Source organism: Saccharothrix sabaoui (assembly GCF_051756985.1).
Classification (GTDB): Bacteria; Actinomycetota; Actinomycetes; order Mycobacteriales; family Pseudonocardiaceae; genus Actinosynnema.
Genome location: NZ_JBPKJK010000017.1, coordinates 71,990 through 84,439 on the forward strand (window position 1 = coordinate 71,990; position 12,450 = coordinate 84,439).

Annotated in this window: 10 protein-coding genes; 6 read left to right on the top strand and 4 right to left on the bottom strand. The window is 76.0% G+C overall.

The features are described 5' to 3' along the window. Positions 1–6: 6 nt before the first annotated feature. Positions 7–633 carry a DJ-1/PfpI family protein gene (locus ACR807_RS08110; protein WP_438920580.1) on the top strand — a complete coding sequence of 209 codons (627 nt, stop codon included), beginning with the start codon at positions 7–9 and terminating at the stop codon, positions 631–633. A 4-nt stretch (positions 634–637) separates the two neighbouring features. After that, entirely contained in the window at positions 638–802 is a 165-nt protein-coding gene (locus ACR807_RS08115; RefSeq protein WP_438920581.1) for a hypothetical protein, read from the top strand. A gap of 40 nt (positions 803–842) precedes the next feature. Here ACR807_RS08115 and ACR807_RS08120 read toward each other — a convergent pair whose 3' ends face one another. Next, complete coding sequence (locus ACR807_RS08120) at positions 843–1,784, bottom strand: RNA polymerase subunit sigma-70 (RefSeq protein WP_438920582.1); 942 nt, start codon at positions 1,782–1,784, stop codon at positions 843–845. Between the two features lie 104 nt (positions 1,785–1,888). On the opposite strand from ACR807_RS08120, the gene ACR807_RS08125 reads away from it, so the two are divergent. From ACR807_RS08125 to ACR807_RS08140, 4 genes are all read left to right on the top strand, one after another. Beyond that, complete coding sequence (locus ACR807_RS08125; RefSeq protein ID WP_438920583.1) at positions 1,889–3,076, top strand: MFS transporter; 1,188 nt, start codon at positions 1,889–1,891, stop codon at positions 3,074–3,076. Positions 3,077–3,097: 21 nt separating this feature from the next. Further along, positions 3,098–4,285, top strand: coding sequence for an MFS transporter (locus ACR807_RS08130; RefSeq protein ID WP_438920584.1), 1,188 nt, complete (start codon positions 3,098–3,100; stop codon positions 4,283–4,285). Positions 4,286–4,592: 307 nt separating this feature from the next. Then, the gene (locus ACR807_RS08135) at positions 4,593–5,945 is read left to right on the top strand and encodes a GGDEF domain-containing protein (protein WP_438920585.1); all 1,353 of its coding nucleotides are present in this window, start codon (positions 4,593–4,595) and stop codon (positions 5,943–5,945) included. 101 nt (positions 5,946–6,046) lie between these two features. Beyond that, complete coding sequence (locus ACR807_RS08140; RefSeq protein ID WP_438920586.1) at positions 6,047–9,292, top strand: hypothetical protein; 3,246 nt, start codon at positions 6,047–6,049, stop codon at positions 9,290–9,292. Here the strand turns inward: ACR807_RS08140 and ACR807_RS08145 are convergent. From ACR807_RS08145 to ACR807_RS08155, 3 genes are all read right to left on the bottom strand, one after another. Further along, on the bottom strand, positions 9,270–9,845 hold the full coding sequence (locus ACR807_RS08145) for a DUF4865 family protein (RefSeq protein ID WP_438920587.1): 576 nt from the start codon (positions 9,843–9,845) through the stop codon (positions 9,270–9,272). The genes ACR807_RS08140 and ACR807_RS08145 overlap by 23 nt on opposite strands. Before the next feature lies 1 nt (position 9,846). Continuing rightward, positions 9,847–10,851, bottom strand: a complete 1,005-nt coding sequence (locus ACR807_RS08150) for a P1 family peptidase (RefSeq protein ID WP_438920588.1) — start codon at positions 10,849–10,851, stop codon at positions 9,847–9,849. Between the two features lie 163 nt (positions 10,852–11,014). Then, the coding region (locus ACR807_RS08155) for a pyridoxal phosphate-dependent decarboxylase family protein (protein ID WP_438920589.1) at positions 11,015–12,450 on the bottom strand (1,436 nt) is incomplete at its 5' end.

Genomic DNA, 12,450 nt, shown 5'->3' on the forward strand with positions numbered 1-12,450 from the left:
GAAGCGGTGGAACTCGCTCTCGTGCTCTACCCGGACATGACGTCGTTGGACCTGGTCGGCCCGTACGAGGTGCTGGCCGCGCAACCGGGCGTGACCGCGCACTTCGTGGCCGAGACGCTCGACCCGGTGCGCGCCGACTCGGGCCTGACGGTCGTGCCGACGACGACGTTCGACGCGCTGGACCGGGCCGACCTGGTCGTGGTGCCCGGCGGGGGCGGCTGGGCGCGGGTGCTGGCCGACGGCGTGGTCGCCGCGTGGCTGCGGAAGGTGCACCCGACGGCGACGTGGACGACGTCGGTGTGCTCGGGGTCGACGCTGCTGGCGCAGGCGGGCATCCTCGACGGCCGGCCTGCCACCACGCACTGGGCGCTGCGCGACGAGCTGGCGAAGCTCGGCGCGGTCGTCAGCACCGACCGCGTGGTGGTCGACGGGTCCGTCGTCACGGCCGCCGGGGTGTCCGCCGGCATCGACATGGCCCTCACCCTCACCGGGCTGATCTGGGGCGACGAGCGGGCCGAGTTCACCCAGCTCGTCATCGAGTACGACCCCCGGCCGCCCTACGACTCCGGGTCGCCCGAGACGGCGTCCCCCGAACTCGTCGCCCACGCCCGGCACGTCCTGACGGGGAGCTGACCTGGTGGTGGCGGACAGCACGGCGGGCCGCCCGCCGTGCTGCCGCAGCACCCCCGCGCGCAGCCCGGTCAGCGCGAGCACCGCGCCCGGTCCGAACAGCTCGCCGTCGACGTCCAGCACCCCGTCGAGGACCACCACGAGCGCGCCGCGCCACTCGGCCGGGTCGTAGCGGCGCTCGCCCGCCACCACGACCACGCGGACGTCGAACATCACAGCGACGCGGGCAGGCCGAACAGCGGGAAGCGGTCCGGTCCGAACGTCACGACCTGCTCGACCGCGCCGTCGCGCACCAGCAGCACGTCCAGCGCCGCCGGCTCGAACACCTCCCCGCCGGCCTTGCGCACGTAGTTCGCCAGCGCGGGTTGCCGGTTGGCGCGCGTCTCCAGGACCCGCCACTCGCCGAACGACCCCGGGCCCACCATGGCCGGCGCCCAGATGCCGATCAGCACGTCCCGCCCCCGGTGCCACTCCGGCTGCGGCGGCATGGTCCACGTCGCGTCCTCGCGCAGCGTCGAGGCCAGCAGCTCCATGTCGCCGCGCTCGGTGGCCTCGACGAACCGGCGCACCACCTCCCGCTCCCGCGCCGACGGCTCGCCCGACCAGTCCGCGCGCCGCTGCGGCAGGTGCCGGCGCATCGTCGCCCTGGCCCGTTGCAGCGCGCTGTTCACCGCGGGCACGGTGTCGTCCAGCAGCGCCGCCGCCTCGCTCGCCCGCCAGCCCAGCACGTCGCGCAGCACCAGCACCGCCCGCTGCTTCGCCGGCAGGTGCTGCACCGCGGCCAGGAACGCCAGCTCGATCGTCTCCCGCGCCACCACCTCCGCGTCCGGCCCCGCCTGGTCGAGCAGCGCGTCCGGGAACGGCTGGAGCCACGGCACGTCCGCCGCCGGCATCGCCTCCGTCGTGCCGGGCGCCGGGCGGCGCGAGATCGCGTCCAGGCACGCGTTGGTGGCGATCCGGTACAGCCACGCCCGGAACGACGACTCGCCCCGGAACGCGTCCCGCGACCGCCACGCCTTGAGGAACGCCTCCTGCACCAGGTCCTCGGCCTCGTCGAACGAGCCGAGCAGCCGGTAGCAGTGCACGCGCAGCTCGTGGCGGTAGCGCTCGACCTCACGGGTGAAGTCGACCGTGATCCCCGGTACCGCGTCCATGGTGACCCTCCGGACTTGTACGGTGGCGTGCCGGTCGCACGCCGGACGAACGTTGAGACGGGACCTCGCCGGAAAACTCATCGGACCCGTGGGGGGTGTGTGCGTTGACGGGGGTGCGCGCGGCGTTCGCGACGCCGGAGTTCCGGGTGCTGTGGTCGGCGGCGGCGCTGTCCGCGGTCGGCGACCAGCTCGCCCGGGTCGCGTTGTCGGTGCTGGTGTTCCAGCGCACCGGCTCGGCCGCGTGGACGGCCCTGACCTACGCGTTGACCATGCTGCCGGCGTTCGTGTCGGGCGTGCTGCTCACCGGGCTGGCCGACCGGTTCCCGCGCCGCACCGTGATGGTCGTGGCCGACGTGGTGCGCGCCGCGCTGCTGGCCCTCATGGCGATCCCCGGCGTGCCGTTGCCGCTGGTCGCGGCGCTGCTGGTGGCCGCCCAGCTGGCCGAGCCGCCGTTCGCCGCCGCGCAGGGCGCGCTGCTGCCGACCGTGCTGGGCGAGCACTACGAGGCCGGGCAGTCGGTGCACCTGATCACTCACCAGGCGGGCCTGCTGCTCGGGTTCGTCGTCGGCGGCCTGGCCGTGGCGTGGCTGGGCACGTCGGGCGCGCTGCTCGCCGACGCCGCCACGTTCGCCCTGTCGGCGCTGGTGCTGCGCTTCGGCCTGGCCGCCCGGCCCGCGCCGGGGTCCGTGCCCGCGCCGCACCTCCAGGTCCGCGCGGGCGCGCTGCTGGTGTGGCGCGACCGGCGGCTGCGGCTGCTGGTCGCGATCGGCTGGCTGGCGCTGTTCACCGTGGTGCCCGAGGGGCTGGCCGTGCCGTTCTCCGCCGAGGTCGGCGCGGGCGCGGCCGGGGTGGGGCTGCTGCTGGCCGCCGACCCCGCCGGGATGGTGCTGGGCACCGTGCTGCTGCGGCTGCTGCCCGCGGCGCGGCGCGTGCGGCTGCTCGGCCTGCTCGCGGTGGCCACCGCCGTGCCGCTGGTGGGCTACCTCTTCGCGCCCGGCCTCGTGGCGGCGCTGGCGCTGCTGGCGCTGAGCGGCGTGTTCAGCGCCTACCAGGTCACGGCGGGCGCCACGTTCGTCCGCCTGGTGCCCGACGACCAGCGCGGCCAGGCCCTCGGCTTCGCCCGCAGCGGCCTGGTCGCCACCCAGGGCCTCGGCGTGGCCGCGGGCGGCCTGCTGGCCACCGCCACCGGCTCCGTCGCGTCCGCCGTCGGCCTGGCGGGCCTCGCGGGCGCCGCCCTGGCCCTCGCCGCGACCGCCGCGTGGTCCCGCGTGTCCGCCGCGGCGGTCGGCTGAGCGGTGCCGCACCCGGCGGAGGTGCCTCCCCTGCGGCGCAACCGCGGGTTCCTGCTGCTGTGGCTCGGGCAGTCGGTGTCGCTGGTCGGGACGCAGGTGAGCGCGGTCGCCGTGCCGCTGGTCGCCGTGCTCGGGCTGGGCGCCGGGCCGTGGGAGATGGGCGTCGTCGCCGCCTGCGGGCGGGTGCCGCAGGTGGTGTTCGGGCTGCCCGCCGGGGTGTGGGTGGACCGGGTGCGGCGGCGGGCGGTGGTGGTGTGGTGCTCGGTGGGGCAGGCCGTCGTGCTGGCGGTGGTGCCGGGGGCGGCGCTGGCCGGGGTGCTGTCGGTGCCGCTGGTGGCCGCGGTGGCGTTCGGGGCCGGGACGCTGGCGGTGTTCGGCGACGTCGCCGGGGTGGCCCTGGTGCCGTCCGTGGTGCCGCGCGGGCAGTTGACGCGCGCCCAGGGGGCGGTGGAGGTCGGTCAGGCCACCGGGCAGGTCGTGGGGCCCGCGCTGGGCGGGTGGCTGGCCGGGGTGCTCACCGCGGCGGGCGCGGTGCTGGTCGACTCGCTGAGCTTCCTGGTGGTCGCGGTCGCCGTCGCGGTGCTGCGGGTCGAGGAACGGCCCGGTGCCGCCGAACGCGGGCTGCGCCGGCAGGTCGCGGCCGGCGTCACCGCCGTGTTCGGCGACCGCGCGCTGCGCCGCGTCACGCTGTGCAGCGCCACGCACGTGTTCTGGTTCAACGCCTTCACCGCCGTCGTCGTGCTGCACCTGGCCCGGGACAGGGGACCCGCCGCGATCGGCGCGACGCTGTCGGTCGGCGCGGTCGGCGGGCTGTTCGGCGCGCTGCTCGCCGCGCGCCTGGGCCGGCGGTGGGGCCGCCGCCGGACGATGGCCGTCGCCGTCGTGGCGGCGGGTGGCGGGCAGGCGCTGGTGCCGGTGGACCAGTTCGTGATCGGCGCGGTGGCCCTGATGTGGTTCGCGCTCCAGGTCTACAACGTCCACCAGGTGCCGGTGCGCCACGAGCGCACGCCCGCCGCGCTGCACGGGCGGGTCAACGCCACCATCCGCACCGCCGTGTGGGGCACGGCGCCCGCCGGTGCCCTCGTCGGCGGGCTGCTCGGCCACCTCGTCGGGCTGCCCGCGACGCTCGTGCTCAGCGGGATCGGGGCGGCGGCGGGCGCGTTGTGGCTGGTCGGCGTGGACGTGTCCGCGCCGGCCGCGGAGCGGTGACGGCCCGCGCCGCGGCCCGCGCCCCCGTCTCCGGGTCGGTACCGGATCGTTGCGGCCGCTGCCGGGCATCACCAGATCTTGTCGCGCATGGCGGCGCACCTCCCCTCGGTCTCGTCGTGCGCGGCGGCGTCGCCGGCCGTCTCGAACGGATCTGCGGACAACGCTTTCACCAGATCTTGTCGCGCACCGCGATCACCTCCCGTGCTCCGGGTCACCCCGGTAGCGGCTGACATCGGCCCAGGTCACCATTACTGTGACGGTCCGTCCGGGCACTTCGGCGGTCCGGGGTAGACGGTCGTGAGGCACCATGGGCAGAGCGCGTTCGGCGTCGTCGGGCGATCGACGCTGGAAGCTATGGTCCCTGCCCGGACGCGCCCTGGCGTACGTGCTGTCGGTGGAACTGCTGGCGGTGGCCGCCGTCGCCGCGACCACCGCGTGGCCCGTCCCCGCCGGCTCGTGGACCCCGTTCGCCGTCCTGGCCGGCTGCGCGGCGCTGCACCTGCACTGCTCGCGCTGGATCGAGCGCGTCCGCCGCGACCACAGCCACCTGCCGCACGTCGACCTGTGCAGCATCTGGATCGTGGCCGGCGCCCTCGTGCTGCCGCCCCTGCTCGCCGTGGCCCACACCGTGCTGATCTACCTGCACCGCTGGTGGGTCGTCGGCCGCTGGGACGCCTCCCGACCGCCGCACCGGTGCGTGTTCACCACCTCGATGATGGTGCTGGCCACGCTCGCCGCGAGCGCCGTCGCCGGCCTCACCGGGCTGCGCGGGCACCTCCGGGCGGGCGACCCCGGCAGCGCGCTGGACCTCGTCGGCCTCGTCGGCGCGGGCGCCGCCCAGTGGCTCGTCAACACCGTCCTGGTGGCGGCGGTGATCCTGCTGACCGTGCGGCCCCGCTCGGTGAAGGACTCGGTGGGCAGCGCCGCGGACAACCTGCTGGAGGCCGGCCAGCTGGCCCTGGGCGGGTTCGTCGCGCTCGCCGTCGCCTGGTCGCCGCTGTTCGCGCTGCCCATGGTCGTCGCCGCGGTCGCCCTGCACCGCACCGTGCTGATCCACCAGCTGGAGCTGGCCGCCCGCACCGACACCAAGACCGGCCTGCTCAACGCCGAGGCGTGGCACCTCCAGGCCCGCCTGGAGCTCCAGCGCGCCCGTCAGCAGCCGCCCGGCGCGGCGGTCGGCCTGTTCATGATCGACGTCGACCACTTCAAGGACGTCAACGACACCCACGGCCACCAGACCGGCGACCTCGTGCTGCGCCGGATAGCCGCGGCCCTGGAGAGCGCCGTGCGCCGGGGCGACTCCGTGGGCCGCTTCGGCGGCGAGGAGTTCGCCGTGCTGCTGCCGGACGTGCGCCCCGACGAGGCGTGGGCCATCGCCGAACGGGTGCGCGCCGAGGTCCACCGGGTCCTCGTGGACGACGGCGCGGGCGGCACCGTGGGCGGCCTCACCGTCAGCATCGGCACCGCGGTGTGGCCGGAGGTCGCCGAGGACACCCTGGAGGGGCTGCTGGCCGCCGCCGACCGGGCCCTCTACGAGGCCAAGCGCCTCGGCCGCGACCAGGTGCGGGCCGCCGGGGCGCACCGCCGGTCGCACCGGCCGCCCGCCACGCGGACCCGACGTCCCGTTGCGGGTGTGCAACAACGGGACGTACGCGCCTGATCGGCTACGACTCGGCGCCCCGGTGGCGTAGTTTCCTGCCGTCACCACCAACCCCGGTCACCACCACCCAGGTCACCGGTCATCGCGAGGGGCGTGAACCAGTGGACCTCGGTGCCCCGCACGGAATCCGCTTCCGCTTCGAGGCGGGGATGCTGCGCGCGGTCCTGCTCGACGTGCACCGCAAACCGCCGGTGGACGCCGTCGAGCACCTCACCGCCGAGGCCGGCGCGCGCGACCTGGTGGTCGACGAGACCCGCGACGGGCACGTGCGCGCCGTGTTGCGGCAGGTGTTCGACCTGCCCGCACCCGCCCGCTGGCGGCTCGCCGTCGACGCGCCCGCCGCCCAGCGCCCCGACGGCGTCGAGTTCACCCTGCCCGGCTCGGTGACGCTGCGGGTCTCCGGGACCGCGCCGTGCGCCGCGCACGACGGCGGCGTGACCGCCGAGCTGCCCGCCGGGTGCTCCGAGCTGACCCTCACCGTGACCAGCGACCCCGTGTTCGACGTCGGCGACACCGTCGTGGTGTGCCGGGCCGACCAGGCGCGCGAGGCCGCCGTCGTGCTGTCCTGCCTGCCCGCCGACCGGTTCACGCCCCTGCTCACCCCCGCGCCCGGCGGGTCGGCGCACCGCCACGACGCGCTGGTCGCCGGCCTGCTCGCGGCCACGGGCGTGCGGCGCGCCGTGTTCCTCGACGAACCCGACCCGGCGGTGCTGCCCGACCTGCCCGAGCGCCTGCACCTGCCGTGCGATGACCCGGTCGGGCTCACCGCGAAGGCGTGGGAGCTGCTGCGCGGCGGCGAACCCGGGCGCACGCTCGACGTCCCGCCCGACGCCGACCCCGTCACCGCCCTGGTCACCGCCCTGCGCGCCGGCGCCGCCCTGCGGGTCGACGACGACGCACCGCCCCTGCTCCCGCCGGACGAGCCCGACGGCGACGAGGCCGTCCTCGTCGAGCGCACCGGCACCGCCGCCGACCTCGTCGCCGCCCTCTACGCGCGGCACCGCGGCGCGCGGCTGGTCGTCGTGCCCGCGCCCGACCTGGACGCCGTGCACCGCGTCGTCGCCGAGGAGCAGGAACGGGTCACCGCCGCCGCCGGGGCCATCGGCGACGCCGTCAAGGGCATCGGGTTCGTCGAGGCCCTGTGGCGCTACCTGTCCACCGGCGGGCACGACCCGTACGCGGCGGTCGAGGCCGTCGTCACCGCGCAGGTGCCCGAGGAGGCCGTCGAGGCGGTGGGGGAGCGGCGGCTGACCGCGTTCACCACCGGCCTGCCCTACCCGTTCGTGCGCACCGCCGACGTGAACTGGGCGCGCAAGCCCGTCGGGCACGTCGTCGCCGACCCGACGCTGGTCGTGCTCACCGAGCTGCACCGGGCGGGCGTGGCGCGCGAACCCGCCGCGTTCAGCGTCGTGGTCGACCCCGGCGCGTTCACCGAACTGCCCGCCACCACCGCCTCCCTCGGCCACCACACCCACCCGATCGTGCTGCCCGGCGAGGACGCCCCGCTCGACCTGCTGCGCACCCTGGTCGAGCGGCTGCCCGTCGAGCTGGTGTTCCTCAACAGCCACGACGCCGACGACGTGATCGTGCTGGGCGGGCGGGAGCTGCCCGAGCAGGACGTCCCGCTGGACCTGCGGCACCGCCCGATCGTGTTCAACAACTCGTGCCGGCCCTGGACCGCGCTGGCCCGCGAGTTCGTCCGCGCCGGCGCGCGCGGCTACATCGGCACCCTGTGGACCATCCCGGCCGGCCTGGCTGCCGGCTTCGCGCACACCGCGGTGCGGCGGCTCACCGCCGAGGAGTCGCCCGCCGCGCACGCCATCGTCAACACCGGCACCCCCGGCGGCATCGAGCGCTCCTACCTGTACGCGGGCACCGTCAACGGGCGGCTCGACGAGTGGCGGGACCGGTCCACCACCGACGCCGAGGCCGCCCTCACCGGCTGCGAGCTGCTCGCCGCCCTCGCGCACGACCGCGACCTGCCCGAACCGCTGGCGCGCGTGCTGCACCGCGAGATCGCCGCGCTGCGCCGGACCGCCGAGGCCGGCGGCGCCACCGACACCCCGTCCTACGCCGACGCGCTGCTCGCCGAGCTGGCGCTGGAGCCGGACGACGCACGGGCCGAGGCGCTGCTGGCGCGCCTCGACGCCGTGCTGCCCACCCTCGACCTGCCCGAGGAGGAGGTCGAGGCCCGCTGGGCCACCCGGTGGACGATCACCGGGTCCCGCGCCGAAGCGCGCGGGGAACACGGGGCGGCGCTCGACGACTTCGAACGCTGTGTTGGGCTGGGCGACGCGTGCCGCGACCGGGCGGACGTCCTGCTGAGGATGGCGAGGCTGCTGATGCACGAGGGCAGGACCGACGAGGCGAGGCAGGCTGCGGTGACCGCGTACGACGAGCACCGCGTGCACGGGGACCTGGCCGGCCGGTTGGAGTCGATCACCGTGCTCACCGGGATCGGGGGGGAGGACCCCGACACCGGTCTGCGCTACGCCGCGGAGGGGCACGACCTCGCCGCGGAGCTGGGCGACCGGGCGCGGCAGGCCGCGTTCAAGCTCGACGAGTGCGCGCGGCACCGCGCCGCCGGGGCACCGGACGCCGCCGTCGAGGCCGGCGCGCTGGCCCTGGAGCTGTTCCGCGCCGAGCGCGACGGCCGGCAGGAGCTGGTGGCGCTGCGGCTGCTGGGCGGCTGCCACCGCGACCGGGGCGAGCTGGAGACCGCGCGGCACTACGCCTCCGTGGGCCTGGCGCGGGCCGAGCAGCTCGGCGCCGCCGCCGAGGTGGCCACCTTCCACGACGACCTCGGCGGGCTGTTCGCCGCGCGCGGCGAGCACGCCAAGGCGCTGGAGCACTACCGGCACGCCGTGGAGAAGCTCGTGGCGACCGGGGCGTGGGAGCGCGGCGCCGAACTGCTGCCCCACCTGGCCGTGGGCGCGGTGCGGGCGGGCGACCCCGAGGCGCTGTGGACGACCGCGCTGTGCGGCGGCCTGATCTGCGAGGTCGCCCCGCGCGAGGTGTGGGCGTCGCTGGTGCCGCTGGTCGTCGACTCGATGAAGCGGGCCATCGAGACCGGGCCGTTCGAGCTGACCGAGCGCGGCATGACCGACTTCGCCAGCGCCGTCACCGCCGGGCGGCGCGAGGACATGCCGTTCCAGGTGGGGCTGCTCTCCGACGTCGTCGTCGTGCTCCTGGCGTGGCTGATGGGCCGGGTGGAGCGCGACGTGCTGCGCCTGGCGCGGGAGCTGGACCGCAGCAGCGGCGGGGTGCTCGACCTCGTCGGCTACGTGTCCGTGCCGTTCGCCGAGCGCGCCCGCCTGCCGCGACCTACCAGTGGCGGCCCGCGCTGAGCCCGTCGACCTCCGGCCGGGACAGGTGGAGCACGCGGTAGCGCGTGCCCTCCGCCTCGGGGGCGTCCTGCCACAGGGTGGCGTGCATCAGCTCCCACCGGTCGGGGTTGATCGCCACGGCGCTCGCGTACACGCCGGGGTGCTCGGCGAGCTTCGCCGACTCCGCCAGCGCCTCGTCGACGAGGTCGTTCGGGGTGGTGTCCGGCGGCACGTCGACGGTGCGGCGGGTGAGGTGCGCGACGCCGTCCGCCGGGCCGCGGTCGAACCCGAGGCCCACCCAGTTGCGCACGACGGGGCGGCCGAAGTCGTCGCGGATGCCCTTGAAGCCCGGACCCCACAGGAAGCTGTTCATGCCCTCGGTGGTGCGCCACAGGTAGAACGGGGCGTACTGGTTGACCGGCGAGCCGTCCACGCCGCGCTCGCGCACGCAGTACGCCTTCAGCCCCAGGCCGGGGAAGGTGTCCAGCGCCGAGCCCCGGGTGGCGACCCGGTGGCGGATGACACCCATGTCGTAGTCGGCGGGCATGGTGATCTCGTACTGCATCGCGTGCATCTCAGTTCCCCCGGTAGGCGGCGGTGGTGTGCGGGTACAGCTCCCGGTAGGCCGGGAGCGCGTGCCACTCGGTGGTGACGGACTCGGCGCTCAGCAGGGCGTGCACGAGCGCGCGGGCGAACGTGGCGCGCGCGGCGTCGAGCACCCGGTCGGGGTCGGCGTCGCGGTCGCCGGTGCGGGCGGCGAAGACGGTGTCGCCGTCGGTCATGCCGTGCGCGGGCCGCACCGCCAGCGCCAGGCCGTCCTGCGCCGCGGCGGCCTGCGCGTAGGGGTGCGGGAGGCGGGCGTTGGTGGCCACCACGCCGATCACCGTGTTGAACGGTGGTGCGTTGAACGGGTCGGCGCTGAACGGTGGGGCGCTGGACGGGTCGGCGTCGAACGGCGCGGCGGGGCCGTGGAGGCGTGCGGCGGCGGCCGGGTCGTCGTCGCGGAACGCGGGGAACTCGCCGGGCAGGCCGAGGGCGTGCGCGAACGGCAGGCCGGTGGTGACGTCCACCGACGGGCCGACCGCGTTCAACGCCGCGACCGCGCCCACCACGACCCCGTCGCCCAGGTCCGTCGAGGCGGTGCCCAGGCCGCCCTTCAACGTGGCGTTGAGCGCGCCCGTGCCGGCGCCGACGTTGCCCTGCGGCACCAGCACCCCGGCGTCGCGCGCGGCCTCCGCGCCCTCGGCGGCACCCGGCCGTGCGGCGAAGTCCCCGCCCCGGCCCAGGTCGAACAGCGCGGCGGCAGGTACGAACCCGCCCAGCACGTCCGCCGCGCCGTCGGCCGCGGCCAACCCGTAGGCGCTGCCGCCGGTCAGCACGATCCCGCGCACCTCGCGCCCGCCGTACCGCGGGTCGAGCGCGGCGGTGTCCCGCGTGGCCGGCGCGCCACCGCGCACGTCCACCGCGACCAGCGCCCCGTGCGGGAACGCCACCACCGTGGTGCCGGTCAGCGCACCGCCGCCGATCCGCGTGGCGTGCCCCACCAGCACCCCGGGCACGTCCGTGATCGCGTTGCGCACCCCCAAAGCCTAAATACCCCGCGAGTCATGCCCTCATGACCCGCGAGTCAGACGCTCGCGCCCGGTGTGTCATGCATTCGTGACGCGCGGGTCGAGCGCGAATGTCGGACTCATGGGTCATGAGCGCATGACTCGCGGGTCGCGAGCGCATGACTCGCGGGGGTCAGGGGTGGGGGCGGGGGGCCAGTTCGCGGATTACGGAGACCAGGAGGTCGATGTCGTCCTCGGTGGTGCGCCAGTTCACGATCGCCGGGCGGAGGGCCACGACGCCCCGGTAGACGGTGGTGCCGACGTAGACGCGGGCGTCCTCGACCAGGTCCTCGCCGAGGCGGCGGTTGAGGTCGTCGAGGGTGGCGGGGTCCGCGCCCGCCGGGTGGTAGCGGAAGCAGACGATGAACAGGGTGACCGGGGCCAGCAGCTCCAGGTCGGGGGACTCGGCTATGCGCCGGCCCAGGCGCAGCGCGAGGGAGAGGTGGCGCTCGACCATCGCCCGGTGGCCCTCGCGGCCGTAGGCGCGCAGGGTCGCCCAGATCGGCAGGGCGCGGGCGCGCCGGGACGACTCCGGGCCCAGGTTGTTGTAGTTGACCCGCTCCTCGTCCGGCTGGGGCAGGTACGGGGCGTTCCAGGCGCCGAACGCGTGCCCGAGCAGCGCCGGGTCCCGCACGAACGCGAACCCGCTCTCGTAGGGGACGTTGAGCCACTTGTGGCCGTCCGCCGCCACCGAGTCGGCGCGCTCCACCCCGCGCACCAGGTGCGAGGTGAGCGGCGAGAGGGCCGCGAACAGGCCGAACGCGCCGTCCACGTGCAGCCACGCGTCGTGCCGCGCGGCCAGGTCGGCCATCTCGTCGATCGGGTCGAAGTCGCCGCCGTTGACCTCGCCCGCGTTGCCGATCAGCACGGCCGGTCCCGACGAGGCCAGCTCGCGGTCCAGGGCGTCCAGGTCCAGCCGGCCCGCGTCGTCACGGGTGGGCGTGCGCACGCAGTCGCGGCCCAGGCCCAGCAGCTGCAACGCCTTGCGGCTGCTGGCGTGCACGTAGCCGCTGGAGAACACCGGCATCCTCGGCAGGCCGACCAGCCCCTCGGAGGTCACGTCCACGCCGTGCCGCCGCGCCCACCAGTACCGGGCGCACGCCAGGCCGGTGAGGTTCGCGAACGTCGCGCTGGGCGTCAGCACCCCGCCGTGGGTGGGCGGCAGGCCGAACAGCTCCTTGAGCCAGCGCAGCACGACCGTCTCGGCCTGCGTGGCGAACGGCGAGGTGAGCCACAGGCCGGCGGCCTGGTCCAGCAGGGACGTCACCCAGTCCGCCGCCTGCGCGGCCGGGGTCGACCCGCCCACGACGAAGTGGAAGAACCTCGGCCCGGACGAGTGCGTGGCCGCCCGGGTGCCGATGCGCAGCAGGTCGGCGATCGCGGTCATGGTGCCGTCGCCGGACTCCGGCAGCGGACCGTCGAGGTCCTTGAGCAGGTCGACGTGCGCGGCGTCGCGCACCGGGAGGTGGGGGAGGGCGTCGAGGTAGGGGCGGGCGGCGCGGGCCACCATGCCCAGCGCCTCGACCGCGTCGTCCCCGGCGTTCAGCGGATCACCCATCGTGGCAGGCT